The organism is Roseospira navarrensis, assembly GCF_009601025.1.
In the GTDB taxonomy this organism is placed as follows: domain Bacteria; phylum Pseudomonadota; class Alphaproteobacteria; order Rhodospirillales; family Rhodospirillaceae; genus Rhodospira; species Rhodospira navarrensis.
Window position 1 is genome coordinate 59955 of sequence record NZ_WIVE01000012.1, and the last position, 14326, is coordinate 74280.

At 70.1% G+C, this 14326-nt stretch carries 13 protein-coding genes; 11 read left to right on the forward strand and 2 right to left on the reverse strand.

What is annotated here, in order from left to right:
• Nucleotides 1-143: 143 nt before the first annotated feature.
• The 7 genes from GHC57_RS06045 to GHC57_RS06075 all read left to right on the forward strand — a co-directional run bounded on the left by GHC57_RS06045 (nt 144) and on the right by GHC57_RS06075 (nt 9367).
• Nucleotides 144-1067, forward strand: coding sequence for a sulfite exporter TauE/SafE family protein (locus tag GHC57_RS06045; RefSeq protein WP_153342214.1), 924 nt, complete (start codon nt 144-146; stop codon nt 1065-1067).
• Nucleotide 1068: 1 nt separating this feature from the next.
• Entirely contained in the window at nt 1069-1884 is an 816-nt protein-coding gene (locus GHC57_RS06050) for a TIGR02186 family protein (protein ID WP_153342216.1), read from the forward strand.
• A gap of 47 nt (nt 1885-1931) precedes the next feature.
• The gene (locus GHC57_RS06055) at nt 1932-2444 is read left to right on the forward strand and encodes a universal stress protein (RefSeq protein ID WP_153342218.1); all 513 of its coding nucleotides are present in this window, start codon (nt 1932-1934) and stop codon (nt 2442-2444) included.
• Between the two features lie 47 nt (nt 2445-2491).
• A complete protein-coding gene (locus GHC57_RS06060) occupies nt 2492-4054 on the forward strand; it encodes an NAD(P)H-hydrate dehydratase (RefSeq protein WP_343031122.1) in 1563 nt (520 codons plus the stop codon).
• A gap of 42 nt (nt 4055-4096) precedes the next feature.
• A complete protein-coding gene (locus tag GHC57_RS06065; RefSeq protein WP_153342220.1) occupies nt 4097-5569 on the forward strand; it encodes a malonyl-CoA decarboxylase in 1473 nt (490 codons plus the stop codon).
• Between the two features lie 142 nt (nt 5570-5711).
• Nucleotides 5712-8441, forward strand: a complete 2730-nt coding sequence (locus GHC57_RS06070; protein ID WP_170294717.1) for a circularly permuted type 2 ATP-grasp protein — start codon at nt 5712-5714, stop codon at nt 8439-8441.
• Nucleotides 8438-9367 carry a transglutaminase family protein gene (locus GHC57_RS06075; protein ID WP_153342224.1) on the forward strand — a complete coding sequence of 310 codons (930 nt, stop codon included), beginning with the start codon at nt 8438-8440 and terminating at the stop codon, nt 9365-9367. The genes GHC57_RS06070 and GHC57_RS06075 overlap by 4 nt, the downstream gene beginning before the upstream one ends.
• Nucleotides 9368-9373: 6 nt before the next feature.
• Here the strand turns inward: GHC57_RS06075 and metC are convergent, their stop codons facing one another.
• Nucleotides 9374-10573, reverse strand: a complete 1200-nt coding sequence (gene metC, locus GHC57_RS06080; RefSeq protein WP_153342226.1) for a cystathionine beta-lyase — start codon at nt 10571-10573, stop codon at nt 9374-9376.
• Between the two features lie 510 nt (nt 10574-11083).
• Between metC and GHC57_RS06085 the strand changes: the two genes are divergently transcribed.
• The gene (locus GHC57_RS06085; protein WP_153342228.1) at nt 11084-11368 is read left to right on the forward strand and encodes a hypothetical protein; all 285 of its coding nucleotides are present in this window, start codon (nt 11084-11086) and stop codon (nt 11366-11368) included.
• 347 nt (nt 11369-11715) lie between these two features.
• Here the strand turns inward: GHC57_RS06085 and pal are convergent, their stop codons facing one another.
• Nucleotides 11716-12201, reverse strand: coding sequence for a peptidoglycan-associated lipoprotein Pal (pal, locus tag GHC57_RS06090; protein WP_153342230.1), 486 nt, complete (start codon nt 12199-12201; stop codon nt 11716-11718).
• A 300-nt stretch (nt 12202-12501) separates the two neighbouring features.
• Here pal and GHC57_RS06095 point away from each other — a divergent pair, with 300 nt between their 5' ends.
• From GHC57_RS06095 to GHC57_RS06105, 3 genes are all read left to right on the forward strand, one after another.
• Nucleotides 12502-13518 carry an NAD(P)H-dependent glycerol-3-phosphate dehydrogenase gene (locus GHC57_RS06095; protein ID WP_153342232.1) on the forward strand — a complete coding sequence of 339 codons (1017 nt, stop codon included), beginning with the start codon at nt 12502-12504 and terminating at the stop codon, nt 13516-13518.
• Between the two features lie 104 nt (nt 13519-13622).
• Nucleotides 13623-13910, forward strand: a complete 288-nt coding sequence (locus GHC57_RS06100) for a YciI family protein (RefSeq protein ID WP_153342234.1) — start codon at nt 13623-13625, stop codon at nt 13908-13910.
• A 46-nt stretch (nt 13911-13956) separates the two neighbouring features.
• Nucleotides 13957-14244, forward strand: a complete 288-nt coding sequence (locus GHC57_RS06105; protein WP_153342235.1) for a YciI family protein — start codon at nt 13957-13959, stop codon at nt 14242-14244.
• Nucleotides 14245-14326 lie beyond the last annotated feature (82 nt).

Sequence of the window (14326 nt, forward strand, 5' to 3'; positions counted from 1 at the left end):
TCATAACGGGCCCATACTGGCGGACCTGACCGGACCAGTGGGGTTTTCGACGCGACGCCCGCGCGGCGCCGCCACTCTGCCGGGCCTTCGGTCGGATTCACCCCATTCGCGCGACCCCATCCCCTCCCTTCACAGGGCCCGAGATGCAGATCTATCTGCCCATCGCCGAGATGTCCGTCAACGTCTTCGTGATCCTCGGCATGGGGTGGGGGATCGGCTTTCTGTCCGGGGCGTTCGGTGTCGGTGGCGGGTTCCTGATGACGCCGCTGCTCATGTTCCTCGGCGTCGCGCCGCCGGTCGCGGTCGGCACCGGGGCCAACCAGATCGTGGCCTCCTCCGTGACGGGCGTCATCGCCCATACCCGACGGGGCAACGTGGACTTCAAGATGGGCGGCGTGCTGCTGGCGGGCGGCCTGATCGGGTCCACGTCGGGCGTCTGGCTGTTCGGCCTGCTGCAGCGCATGGGGCAGATCGATCTGGCGATCTCGCTGTGTTACGTGCTGTTTCTGGGCGTGGTCGGCGGCCTGATGCTGGTCGAGAGCCTGCAGGCCATGTGGCGCATCCGCCGCAAGGGCCGAACCCCGCCGAAGGACACGTCCGGGCGCAGAAGCTGGGTGCACGCCCTGCCCTTCAAGATGCGCTTCCGCAAATCGAAGCTGTACATCAGCGCCCTGCTGCCGCTGGCGGTGGGGGTCGGCGTGGGGCTGCTGACCGCCATCATGGGCGTGGGCGGCGGCTTCATCATGGTGCCGGTCATGATCTACCTGCTGGGCATGCCGACGCAGGTGGTGGTGGGAACCTCGCTGTTCCAGATCATCTTCGTGACCGCCAACACCACGTTCCTGCAAGCCGCCCTGAACCAGACCGTGGACGTGGTGCTGGCGCTGCTGCTGATCGTGGGGGGCGTGGTGGGCGCCCAGGCCGGGGCGCGCATCGGCGCGCGCCTTCAGGGCGAGCAGCTTCGCATCCTGCTGGCGCTGCTGGTGCTGGCTGTGTGCGGAAAGCTGGCCTTCGACTTGGTCGCCACGCCCAGCGACGTCTTCACCCTGGTCGTGGAGACACAGTGACATGATGGACGACCGTCGGCACGGCATCCCGGACCGGACACGGCCTCGCCGCCGCGTCCTTCTGGCGCTGGCCGCGCTGATCGTGGCGGCGGCGCTCGCCCTGGCGTGGGCCAAGGCGCCCCGCGCCCAGGAACCCGTGCAGCCGCTGGTCGTTGATCTGTCGGACCATCTGGTTGCCATCACGACGGCGTTTTCCGGCACCGATGTCCTATTGTTCGGAGCCACCGACGGCCCGGGCGACGTGGTTCTGGTGGTGCGCGGGCCGCCGACCCGCAAGGTGGTCCGCAAGAAGGACCGGATCGGCATCATCTGGGCCAACCGGGACAGCGTGACGTACGAGAACGTCCCGGCGTTCTATCAGGTGTTCGCCAACCGGCCGCTGGAGGAAATCGCACCGCGCAGCGTGCTGGCGCGCCACCAGATCGGCACCCAGAACCTGGATTTCGTGCCGGTGGACCAGAGTGTCACCGACTCGTTCGTGCCCGGCTTTCGCGCCGCCCTGGTGCGCCTGAAACAGAAGGCCGATCTGTACGGCGTGGGCACCCAGCCGGTCACGCTGCTGGCCAACCGGCTGTTCAAGGCGGACCTGCATTTCCCGGCGAATGTGCCGACCGGGGCCTATTCGGTCGAGGTCTATCTGATCCGCGACGGCTCGGTCATCAGCGGCAAGATCACGCCGCTCGTGGTCAGCAAGATCGGTCTGGGGGCCGAGATCTTTGACATGGCCCAGCAGCAGGGTCCGTTGTACGGGCTGATGGCCATCGTCGCGGCCGTCGCCAGCGGCTGGCTGGCCGCCGTGGCCCTGCGCAAGAAATGACCGGCGGCCGCGCCACGACGCGGCCCGGCAACTCCGAGGGGATCACCATGACCGACGAACCCTCCGACCGCCCCGTGCTGGGCGGGGACGACACGCCCCATCCTCTCACGTTCATGGTGCTGGTGGACGACTCCGACGAGATGCGCAAGGCGCTGCGGTTCGCCTGCATCCGGGCCCGCGCCACGGGGGGGCGGGTCGTGCTGATGCGCATCGTCGAGCCGCCCGACTTCCAGCACTTCAAGTTCGTGGGCGACAAGATGAAGTCCGAGGCCCTGGGCGACGCCGAAAAGCGGCTGCAGCGGCTGGCCGCCGAGGTCCAGCGCCTGTCGGGGCGCATGCCCATGCTGACGGTGCGCGAGGGCAAACCGTCCGAGGAGATCACCGACTGCGTCCGCGAGGACCCCACGATCTCCGTGCTCGTGCTGGCGGCCGCCGGCGGCAAGGAGGGGCCCGGGCCGCTCATCAGCGGCCTGGCCGGCTCGTTCGGCGCCGGACTGAGGGTTCCCGTCCTGGTCATTCCTGCCCATATGTCCGAAGAGGATATTGACCGCCTGGCGTGACCGGCGGCGGCCGGCCGGCGGGCGGACCCCATGGAAGCGAGGAGACCATGACCGGCACGCACGCCGCACCCCGGACAGGCGCCCCCCCTTCAGAGTCCGTGATGCAGACGGGCGGCGCCTTGCTGACGGTGGCCGAGATGGGCCGGGCCGATGCCCTGGCCGTCGAGGGCGGCGTGCCCTCCCTGTCCCTGATGGAGCACGCCGGTTTCGCCGCGACGCGGGCCATCCGGCGGGGCTGGATGCCGCGCCGGACGGTCGTGCTGTGCGGGCCGGGCAACAACGGGGGCGACGGCTTCGTGATCGCCCGCATGCTCAGGTCGGCCGGCTGGCCGGTGACCGTCCACCTCCTCGGCGACCGAGACCGATTGAAAGGCGATGCGGCCGTGAACGCGGGCCGTTGGCACGGACCTGTCGCGCCGCTGGATCTGGGCGCGCTGGACGGCGCCGACCTGGTCGTGGACGCCCTGTTCGGCGCCGGGCTGTCGCGCCCCGTGGACGGCGTGGCGGGATCCGTGCTGTCGGCGCTGGCCGCGCGCCCTGCCCCGCCGGTGGTCGCCGTGGACGTGCCCAGCGGCCTGGATGGCGACACCGGGCAGGTGTGGGGCACGGCCGCGCCCGCCGCGCTCACCGTGACGTTCTTCCGGCCCAAGCCCGGCCATGTGCTGGGCCAGGGTCCCGCCCTGTGCGGGGACCTTGCGGTGTCCGACATCGGGATCCCCGCGACCGTGCTCGACGCGATCGGGCCGGCCGCCTGCCTGAACGGCCCGGCCCTGTGGTCGCTGCCCCGACCGGGCGCGCGCGACCACAAGTACACGCGGGGGCACGCCGTGGTGTTCGGCGGCGCGACCATGACCGGCGCGGGCCGTCTCGCCGCCCGCGCGGCGCGCCGGATGGGCGCCGGACTGCTGAGCGTCGCCGCGCCCTCGGCCGCCCTGCCCCTTTATGCCCAGGACGCGCCGGGCGTGCTGTGCCGCGCCATCGACAGCCCGGGCGACGTCGAGACCATGCTGGAGGACGCCCGGCTGAATGCCCTGCTGCTGGGGCCCGGGGCGGGGCGCGGACCGCATACGGCGGCGCGCGTGCTGTCGATCCTGCCGCGGGCCCGCCCGACGGTGCTGGATGCCGACGCCCTGACCTCCTTCGCCGACGATCCCGGCGCGCTGTTCGAGGCCATCACCGGCCCCGTCGTCATGACGCCGCACGAGGGCGAATTCCGCGCCCTGTTCCCCGACCTGACCAAGGCCGACGATCCGCTGGTCCGGGTCCGGGCGGCCGCCGCGCGCGCCGGGGCCGTGGTGCTGCTGAAGGGCCCCCGCACCATCATCGCGGCGCCGGATGGCCGGGCCGGAGTCAACACGAACGCTCCGGCCGCTCTGGCCACGGCGGGCAGCGGGGATGTCCTCGCCGGTGCCATCCTCGGGCTGCTGGCCCAGGGCATGCCGGCGTGGGAAGCGGCGGCGGCCGCCGCCTGGCTGCACGGGGCGGGCGCACATCGGGGGCCGCCGGGCCTGATCGCGGAGGACCTGCCGGACGCCATGGCGGCGGCAGCGGCGGCGGCAGCCACGCCGCCCGACCCTCTTTCGCAGATGCACAATGGCACCCTATGTTAGCATCCTGAGGGGCCACCAAGACCGACTCGAGGGGACACACCGATGAACAAGGAGGTTTCGCCCGGATTCCTGGGCCGGCTGATGACCTGGGGGGGCCTGTGGCGGGACATCGCGGACAAGGTGTCCGGCGCGGACGAGCTGGACAACCTCAACCCCGACCTGCCGGAGGAGGACGCGCGCAAGATCCGCGCCGGCATGGATGACTGTCTCGCCTCGCGCGGCGGCGAGGTTTCGGCGCGGGCGCGGGCGGCGACCCTCGGGCGCGCCTACTTGAGCCTCAACGATCAGGGCCGGGCGCGCTTCCTGGAGATCCTGGCGCGCGACTACGCCACCGATCACGACCGGGTGCGCGACGAAGCTGCGGCGCTGATGGCCGCCGACGCCCAGGACTTCTCGACGCTGCAGGCGGCGGAAGGCCGGATGCGCGATGCCCTCGTGGCGCCGCGCCTGCGGTTGCTGACCCAGTTCAACGCCCTGCCGCGCGGCATCAAGTTCCTGGTGGACATGCGCGCGGAGCTGGTGCGGCTGTCGCGCGAGACCCCGGCCCTGCGCGGATTGGAACGCGACCTGCGCGACCTGCTGGCCTCGTGGTTCGACATCGGCTTCCTTGAATTGCAGCGCATCACCTGGAACTCGCCGGCGGCGTTCCTCGAAAAGATCATCACCTATGAAGCCGTGCACGAGATCCGCAGTTGGGAAGACCTGAAGGACCGCCTGGATCACGACCGCCGGCTGTATGCCTTCGTGCACCCGAACATGCCCGAGGAACCGCTGATCTTCGTCGAGGTCGCCCTCGTCAACGGCATCGCCGGCAATGTCCAGACCCTGCTGGACATGTCGGCGCCCGCGCTGGACCCGGAAGAGGCGGATACGGCCATCTTCTATTCGATCTCCAACGCCCAGACGGGCCTGGCGGGAATCAGCTTCGGCAACTTCCTCATCAAGCAGGTGGTGGAACGCCTCAGCCACTCGTTCCCGAAGCTGACGACATTCTCGACCCTGTCGCCGATCCCGGGCTTCCGCACCTGGCTGGACCACCGCCTGTCCGAGGGCGAGCCGGGGCTGCTGCTCGCCAACGAGCGCAAGGCGCTGTCCCAGGTGAACGGCGCGGCGGCGGAGGCCATGGGAGCCTCCCCCGCGGGCACCAAGGGCCAGTTCAAGGCCCTGCTGTCCGATCCGACCTGGATCACCCATGATCCGCTCGCCAACGCCCTGAAAGCGCCGTTGACCCGCCTGTGTGCGCGCTATCTGGTGAACGAGCGCCGTCCGCCGCGCGCCCCGGGGCGGCCGGCCACGGTGCTCGATCCCGTGGCGCACTTTCACCTGAGCAACGGCGCCCGGGTCGAGCGCCTGAACTGGATGGGCGACACCTCCACCAAGGGCATGACGCGATCGGCGGGGCTCATGGTCAACTATCTCTACAAGCTCAACGAGATCGAGAAGAACCACGAGGCCTACCAGGGCCAGGGCAAGGTGCCGACCTCGACCGCGATCCGTTCCCTGGCCCGGACCTGACCGTCGCCGGAACCGGACGCGCCCCCCATCATTCCGCGCCCGGTCCGCATCTTGTGGTTTGACTTCCGGCGGGGCCCGCCGTTCCATGGGGTCCCGCCCCGGGCCAGGACCCTCCCGGCGCGCACGGAGGTGCAGCAAGCCCATGGAGTCCACCGCCGCCGCATCCCGCCAGCCGAGCGACTCCGGCTCCCACGGGGGCCCGCCGGTGGCGGGGTCATCCTGGCTGCGCTATCGGCCGCCCCCCGGCGTCCACGACGAAATGATGGCGCCGGACGGCTCGGTGCGCCCGCACTGGGCCGACCTGATGGCGCGGCTGGACGCCCTGGGGCCGCGCGAGATGGCGTCCCGCGCCGAGCGCCTGCGCCATCTGATCCGCGACAACGGCGTGACCTACAACGTCTATGGGGATCCGGCCGGCCATGACCGGCCGTGGATGCTCGATCCCGTGCCCCTGCTGGTCGAGGATCGGGAATGGATCGACCTGGAACGGGCCCTGATCCAGCGTGCGAGCCTGCTCAACGCCGTCATGAAGGACCTGTACGGCCAGCGCAATCTGCTGTCCGAGGGGCTGGTGCCGGCGTCGCTGGTGCACGCCAATCCCTCCTACCTGCGGCCCGTGGTGGGGGCCAGGCCCGACGACGGGCGGTTCCTGCACGTTCTCGCGGTCGATCTGGCCCGCGCCCCGGACGGCCGCTGGTGGGTGCTGGAGACCCGCACCGAGGCCCCCTCCGGCATCGGCTACGCCATCGAGAACCGAATCATCATGAACCGGGTGCTGCCGAACGTGCTGCGCGGCCTGCCGGTGCACCGCATCCGCAACCACCTGACCGCCATGCGGGACGCCCTGATCGCCAGCACCCCGCGCACGCGTGAAAACCCCCGCGTGGTGTTGTGGACGCCCGGCCCGTTCAACGAAACCTATTTCGAGCATGTCTACCTGGCGCGCTACATGGGCTTCACGCTGGTCGAGGGCGAGGATCTGACGGTCCGCGACGGCCGCGTGTTCCTGAAGACCCTGGAGGGGCTTCAGCCGGTGGACGTGATCCTGAGGCGGAATGACAGCAACTACTGTGATCCGCTTGAATTGCGCGGCGATTCGACGCTGGGCGCGCCGGGACTCGTGGAGGCGGTGCACGGCGGATCGGTCACCCTGGCCAATGCACTGGGGTCCGGGCTGGTGGAGAGCCCCGGCCTGATGCCGTTCCTGCCCTCGCTGAGTCACCGGCTGTTGGGCGAGGACCTGTATCTGCCCTCGGTCGCGACCTGGTGGTGCGGGCAACCGCGCGAGCGGGCCCATGTCCTGGAGACGATGGACCGCCTGAGCATCCGCTCCGCCTTCAACCCGGGGGGGCCCGTCATCGACGGCGCCTCGCTGGACGAGGCCGGCCGGGCGCGCCTGCGGGCCGAGATCGAACGCCACCCCCATGCCTGGACGGGTCAGGAATCGGTCGCGCTGAGCACCGCGCCCACCTGGACCGGCCAGAGCCTGGAGCCGCGCCCGCTGGTGCTGCGGGTGCATGTGGTGGCCACCCAGGACGGCTATGTGGTGCTGCCGGGCGGTCTCGGGCGGGTCTCGGGGCCGGACGACCCCCGCGTGTCCATGCAGCACGGCGGCGGCAGCAAGGACGTCTGGGTGCTGTCGCGCGATCCCGTCGGCCTGCCGACCCGCGCCCGCCCAGGGGATCGCTCCATCACCGTGGTGCGGGGCGTGCGCGACCTGCCCTCGCGCGTGGCGGACGATCTGTTCTGGCTCGGCCGCTACGTGGAGCGGTGCGACGCCAACACCCGCCTGCTGCGTTCCATGGTCGGGCGGCAGGCGGAGAACGGCGCCGGATCCGCCACCCTGGACGTCGCCCTGCGCATGATCTGGGCCATGGGGCATCCGCCCTACTCCAGCCCGCCGGGCGTCGAGGCCCCCGACCACGAGAGCTTTGCGCGCGCCGTGCTGGACGCCAGTCTGAACCCCTCCAATCCGGGCGGGCTGGCGGCCATGGTGCTGAACGTGCACCGCATCGGCGTGCGCGTGCGCGATCGCCTGTCGGTGGACAACTGGCGCGCCATCGACGCCTTGATCGACACCCTGGGGCTGGCTCGGTTCACCAACACCCTGCCCCGCGACGACGCGGATCCCGGTCCGCCGCCCGCCTACGGGCCGGCCATTGCGCTGGCGCCGGAGGACGCGGGCCCGCGCCTGTCCGCGGTGCTGATGCCGTTGCAGGTCATGGCCGGGCTGGCCAACGAGAACATGACGCGCGGGCTGGGCTGGCGGTTTCTCGACACCGGGCGGCGCATTGACCGGGCGCTGCACATTCTCCAGGTGTTCGAGGGCGTCTCACACACCTCCGGCGAGGCGCGCGAGGCCGCCCTTGATCTGGCGCTGGAGTTGCTGGACAGCCAGATGACCTACCGCGCCCGGTACCTGGATTCGGCCCAGACCGTGCCCGTGCTGGACATCCTGATCGCCGACGAGAGCAACCCGCGATCCCTGGCCTACCAGCTCGTCCGGCTGGGCCTGCACATGGACAGCCTGGCCCCGGACCAGGCGTTCGGGCTGCGCACCCACGAACAGCGGCTGGCCGTGCGCCTGCTCGGGATCACCCGCACGGTGGACCTGGACCGGATGAACCTGGGCGGCCAGGACATGCCCGTCAGCGGGCCGGCGACCGACCGAGCGGGCGCGGACGCGGAGCCCGACGCCGCCATGCCGCCGCCGGAGGACCTGCCGGCCCTGCTGCGCCTGCTGCGCGGCCTGCTCAACGCGCTCGCCGACTCCCTGACCCGACAGTACTTCGCGCATGCGGTCGAGACCCGCCACGGATCGGGCGCGGCCCGTTTCCGCGCCGCCGACGACGACCGGGAGCGCGGCACATGAGCACGCCCCGTCCCATGGACTACCGCGTCAGCCACGTGACCGAGTACGCCTACGGCGCGCCGGTGACCATCAGCCATCACGCCGGCCGGCTGACCCCGCGCAGTTTCGCCACCCAGCAGGTGCACCGTTCGGACGTGGCGATCTGGCCGCCGCCCTCGCACCGCGCGGACCGCGCGGACTTCTTCGGCAACACCCTGACCACGTTCACCCTGACCGAGCCCTATCGGACGCTGCGCGTCACCGCGACGGCGCGGGTGTCCGTGAAGCCCCCGGCGATGCCGGATCCGAGCGCCACGCCGCCGTGGGAAACGGTCGCGCGGCGGCTGCAGACGGCGGTGGGCGCCGATCTGGCGGACGCCTCTCAGTACACCTTCGACTCTCCGCTGATCGTGGAGTCCGACAACCTGCGGGACTACGCACGGGTCAGCTTTCGCCCGGGCCGCCCGATCCTGGACGGCGCCGTGGACCTGTGTCGGCGCATTCATAGCGAGTTCGTCTACGACCCGGCCGCCACCACCATCGCCACGCCGCTGGGCCAGGTGCTGGCCGACCGCCGGGGCGTCTGTCAGGACTTCGCACACGTCATGATCGGCGCGCTCCGCAGTTTTGGGCTCGCCGCCCGCTATGTCAGCGGCTACGTCCTGACCCGCATGCCGGGCGATGGCGACAGACTGGAGGGCGGCGACGCCTCGCACGCCTGGGTGTCGGTGTTCGTGCCCATGGCCGAAGCCCCCAACGGCGGCTGGATCGACATCGATCCCACCAATGACAAGCTGGTGACGCACGAACACATCGTCACGGCCTGGGGGCGGGACTTCGACGACGTCTCCCCCATCAAGGGCGTCATGCTGGGCGGGGACGGCGGCGCGCCGCAGGTCTCGGTGACGGTGACGCCGCTCAACGCGGACGGGTCAGAGATGGTGTGAGGGGGCCTAAGCCCCCGCCGTCAGACGGGCGAACCCGGCCTCCAGATCCGCGATCAGATCATCCGGATGCTCCAGCCCCACATGCAGGCGCAGCGACGGTCCGTCGTGGGTCCAGATGCCGGCCGTCCGTGTGATCGAGGTCGTGGTGTCCAGGATCAGGCTCTCATAACCGCCCCAGCTAAACCCCATTGCGAACAGGGACATCCCATCCAGCATGGCGGCCACGGCCTTCGGCGACGGTCCCGGCTTCAGCAGCACGCCGAACAGCCCGCAGGCCCCGGTGAAGTCGCGTTTCCACAGCGCATGGCCCGGATCGTCGGGCAGCGCGGGATGGAGCACGCGCGCGACCTCGGGCCGGCCCTGGAGCCAGCGCGCCACCGCCAGCCCGGTCTCGCCCTGCTGGCGCAGGCGCACCGGCAGGGTGCGCAGGCCGCGCAGACCAAGGTAGGCCTCGTCCGAGCCGACGGCATGGCCCACCTGCCCCGCCACCGTCTTGACGCGCTCGAACAGCGCGCGGTCGGTCATGGTGATGGTGCCCAGCATGGCGTCGGAATGGCCGACGATGTACTTGGTCGCGGCCTGGATGGACAGATCCACCCCGTGCTCGAACGGCCGGAACAGGATGGGGCTGGCCCAGGTGTTGTCGAGCGCCACGAGCGCCCCGGCCGCGTGCGCGGCCTCGGCGATGGCGCGCACGTCCTGGGTCTCGAAGGTCAGCGAGCCCGGCGACTCGGTGAACACCAGTTTCGTTTCGGCCTCGATCAGTTCGCGGATACCACCCCCGATCAGGGGGTCGTAATAGGTCGTCCGGACCCCCATATCCCGAAGGAGCGTGTCGCAGAAGTTCCGCGTCGGCCAGTAGACGGAGTCCACCATCAACAGATGGTCGCCGGCCTTCAGAACGGACATCAGCGCGCAGGAGACCGCGGCCATGCCCGACCCGACGGAGACGCACCAGTGTCCGCCCTCCAGGTCCGCCACGGCGCGGTCCAGGGCCTGTGTGGTCGGGGTGCCGTAGCGACCGTAATAGACATCATCGAATCGGCGGGCCTGTTTGTCCTTCAGATCGGCCACCGTGGGAAATGTGATGGTCGAGGCATGATAGACCGGCACGTTCACGGCGCCGTGATGCGCCTCGGGGTCGCGCCCGGCGTGGGCGGCACGGGTTTCGAGATTCGCCGCACCGTATGACTCGCGTTTGCTCATGATGACTCGACCTTTGCGCAACACCGACAGGACAGGAGCGAGCACCATCGGGGATCGCGCCATCAGAGGCAAGGCCTCCGCGCCCACCGGCTCATACCCCCTTCCAATGGCGCATACCTGTTATACGCCCGAAGTAGAATTGGGCCCCTTGGGCATCACCCTCCCAAACCTATATAGTTCTTTAGTGAGGGTCGGCCCACGGTGGGAAGTTATTTGAAACTGGAGCGCAACGAACTCCGTTTCACACGCAGAAAACACCGTTTGATTTTGCAGCGGCGAGTTTTCTCTTTTGTCAAAGGCGTTGAGGTTTTTTTGAGACAATTTGATCGTTACAGTGACACCTATCTTAAGGCCACTAGACAAGAGAGCGCAGGGGGGTTAATGTTGCACTGCAAACAAGGGGGAGCGTCGTGGCCAACGAAATCGGCCCACGACAACGGCAGGACAATGACAAATCCCCGAAGAGGATCAACGTCCTTGGACTGAAACCCAAGGGTGGAGATGAGAGACATGAGCCATACACCGACATCCTATCACGCCTTCAATCTGTTCACCCTGACCATGGAAAGCCGGTACGGGGCCCGATGGCGCGACACCGTCGCGCCGGAAACAGTGGCGGTGATGGCTGACGAAATCGCCCTCGGCTTCGGTGGCGTCGCCGAAACTCCGACCAGCACCGTGTCGGGGGGCAAGGCGCCCACCGTGTGGCGGTTGCCGGACGGGTCTCGCGTGCGCACCGGCCGCTTCGGCCTGAAGATGGAACTGGACGACGAGGGGCACTTGGCCGCCGGCTGATCCTGTCTCACGGCTCTCCGGCGCGCACCCCGTCGCTTGCGATCAGGGGTGGGTGCCGGGCGCCGGCCTGAAGATGGGGTCACATCGCGGTGGCCCTGCCGCGCCGCACCCGTCCACCCCGCAAACACCCCGTCCCGCACCCGCGGGCGGGGTGTTCGTGTTTGGGGGGCCTGCCCCCCTGCGTTCGGACCCGCCGAACGACCCCGGTTTTCCGTGATGACCCATGAAAAACGGGATGCCCGGACCATCGCCCGGGCATCCCGTTCATTCAGCCGTGCGAGGGCGCCAGCCGACCGGGACGCGCAATCCCGCGTCCCTTCGGTTGACGCCCCGATCCACCCACGGTCCTAGCGGAGCGCGGACACACCCCGGCGGTTGCGCGACCAGCACGAGTCGCTGGCTTCGGTGCAGACCGGGCGCTCCTTGCCGTACGAAACGGTCTGGACGCGGTTGGCCGGCACGCCCAGCGTGACCAGGTAGTTGCGCACCGAGTTGGCGCGGCGCTCACCCAGGGCCAGGTTGTATTCGCGGGTGCCGCGCTCATCGCAGTGCCCCTCGACCGAGATCGAGTACTGCGGGTACTGCTGCAGCCAGGCCGCCTGACGCCGCAGGGTCTGCTGGGCCTGAGAGTCCAGGTTGTAGGAATCGTAGGAGAAGAACACGCGATCGCCCACCTCCTGCACGAACTCCTGCTGGCTGCCGGCCGCCGGGCCACTCGGCGCGGTGACGGGGGGAGCGCCGCCGCCGGTCTGGCCGGCGTCCTGCTCGGGCGTGGAGGAACAGGCGGCGAGGAACGCGGCGGCCGCGACGACCGTCACAAACTTGAGCTTCATGGAAAACAACTCCAGGACCGATGAGACGCCGGCTTGCGCATCCTCCATCTCCGTCGGGGGTGGGCGACATGCCAGCCGATGGGGTCGGGAGAGGGAACGCCGGAATGGCGGAGGAAATTGGCACACCAACGGGCGGCAAACGCCCGCCGCGCGCCTCGGCGTATTTATCCAAACCCGCGTGCAAAACACAACAGCGAATAGTGGGCCCGACCGCTCGATGGGGCGATGTCGCCTCTTCGGCCCCGCATGGGTCGCCGCATGGCTCTTGCGTCCGCCATTCGCGCACCCCATAACCCGCCCATGACCCACTCCATCCAGCATATCGGGGTCCTGGGCGGCGGCGCCTGGGGCACCGCCCTCGCCGTCTCCGCGCGCCGCGCCGGCCGCGCCGTCACCCTGTGGGCGCGCGAACCGGCCGTCGTCGAGGCCATCAATCGCACCCGCGAAAACCCGGACTTCCTGCCCGCCGTGGACCTGCCCGAGGGACTGGCCGCAACGCCGGACCGCGCGGCCGTCACCGCCGGCACCGACGCCGTGCTGTTGGTGACGCCGGCCCAGGCCCTGCGGGAGGTCTGCCAGTCCCTCGCGCCCCACTGGCCGGAGGGCCTGCCGGCCGTCGTCTGCGCCAAGGGCCTGGAGACCGCATCGGGCGCCATGATGGGACAGGTGGTGGCCGAGACCCTGCCGCAGGCGCCCCTCGCGATCCTGTCCGGCCCCACATTCGCCCGCGAGGTCGCCACCGGCCTGCCGACCGCCGTCACCCTGGCCTGCGCGGACCGGCCATTGGGCGAAGCGCTGGTGGGCGCGCTCGGCACGCCCACCTTCCGGCCGTACTGGAGCGACGACGTCATCGGCGTGCAGGTCGGCGGCGCGGTCAAGAACGTCCTGGCCATCGCCTGCGGCATCGTCGAGGGGCGCGGCCTGGGCGACAACGCCCGCGCCGCCCTCGTGACGCGGGGCCTGGCCGAACTGTCCCGGCTGGCCGCCGCCATGGGCGGCCGAGCGGACACGCTGATGGGCCTGTCCGGACTGGGCGACCTGCTGCTGACGGCCACCTCCATGCAGTCGCGCAACTACTCGTTGGGTGTGGCCCTGGGCGAGGGCCGCACCCTGGACGCGGTGCTGGGCGAACGTCGCTCGGTCGCGGAAGGGGTTCACACCGCGCGCGCCGTGGTCGCCATGGGCGAACGGCTGGGTGTGGACATGCCCATCTGCGCCGCCGTGGACGCCGTGCTGAACCAGGGCGCCGACCTTCAGGAGACCATCGGCGCCCTGCTCGCCCGCCCCTTCCGGCCCGAGCCGGACCGCCAGGCCTGACGCGCGGTTGCCGGCCCGGCCACGCGGGCGCGGGGGGTAGGCGCTCCTCCGGTCGGGTGCTACGATGACCGCCGGTTCCCGCCCCTTTCAGGAGACGCCCCCCGATGCTGTTCGCCGTGTACTGCCTTGACAAGCCCAACAGCAAGGACCTGCGGTTGTCCACGCGCGCGGCCCATCTGGAGCATGCCAAGGCGCACACCGACTCCATTCGGCTGGGCGGGCCGCTGCTGACGGACGACGGCGAGGGCATGGTCGGCAGCCTTCTGATCCTGGACATGCCGGACAAGGCCGCGGTCGAGGCGTTCGTGCGCGACGATCCCTATTTCCAGGCCGGCCTGTTCGAGGCCGTGCTGATCCGGCCCTTCAAACAGATCCTGCCGGCCCCGACCTGATCCGACCCCGACCGTCCCTGACCACGCCGACGCCGGAGCGATCCGAATGCTGTGGATGATAAACTGCGTCGATGGGCCCAACAGCGCCCCTCTGCGCGCCGCGCACCGCGATGCCCACATGACCCATCTGGAGGCCCACGCCGACCATCTGGTCATGGTGGGCCCGCTGCAGAACGAGACCCGCACCGCCAGCGTGGGCAGCCTGCTGATCGTGGACTTCCCCGACCGGGATGCCGTGGTGACCTTCGCCCAGGGCGATCCGTTCAACAAGGCCGGCGTGTTCGCCTCGGTGACCATCTGCCCGTTCCGGCAGACCCTGCCGGTCGCCGGGTAGGGCTAATACCAACGGCATCTGACGATGACCGTTGAAGTCCGTGGCCGGCCCTCTCCCCCACCCGGCCACCCAACGCCAGTAT

Coding starts and splice junctions, on each gene's coding strand:
- GHC57_RS06045 (WP_153342214.1), top strand. CDS start 144: ATGCAGATCTATCTGCCCATCGCCGAGATGTCCGTCAACGTCTTCGTG.
- GHC57_RS06050 (WP_153342216.1), top strand. CDS start 1,069: ATGATGGACGACCGTCGGCACGGCATCCCGGACCGGACACGGCCTCGC.
- GHC57_RS06055 (WP_153342218.1), top strand. CDS start 1,932: ATGACCGACGAACCCTCCGACCGCCCCGTGCTGGGCGGGGACGACACG.
- GHC57_RS06060 (WP_343031122.1), top strand. CDS start 2,492: ATGACCGGCACGCACGCCGCACCCCGGACAGGCGCCCCCCCTTCAGAG.
- GHC57_RS06065 (WP_153342220.1), top strand. CDS start 4,097: ATGAACAAGGAGGTTTCGCCCGGATTCCTGGGCCGGCTGATGACCTGG.
- GHC57_RS06070 (WP_170294717.1), top strand. CDS start 5,712: ATGGAGTCCACCGCCGCCGCATCCCGCCAGCCGAGCGACTCCGGCTCC.
- GHC57_RS06075 (WP_153342224.1), top strand. CDS start 8,438: ATGAGCACGCCCCGTCCCATGGACTACCGCGTCAGCCACGTGACCGAG.
- metC (WP_153342226.1), bottom strand. CDS start 10,573: ATGAGCAAACGCGAGTCATACGGTGCGGCGAATCTCGAAACCCGTGCC.
- GHC57_RS06085 (WP_153342228.1), top strand. CDS start 11,084: ATGAGCCATACACCGACATCCTATCACGCCTTCAATCTGTTCACCCTG.
- pal (WP_153342230.1), bottom strand. CDS start 12,201: ATGAAGCTCAAGTTTGTGACGGTCGTCGCGGCCGCCGCGTTCCTCGCC.
- GHC57_RS06095 (WP_153342232.1), top strand. CDS start 12,502: ATGACCCACTCCATCCAGCATATCGGGGTCCTGGGCGGCGGCGCCTGG.
- GHC57_RS06100 (WP_153342234.1), top strand. CDS start 13,623: ATGCTGTTCGCCGTGTACTGCCTTGACAAGCCCAACAGCAAGGACCTG.
- GHC57_RS06105 (WP_153342235.1), top strand. CDS start 13,957: ATGCTGTGGATGATAAACTGCGTCGATGGGCCCAACAGCGCCCCTCTG.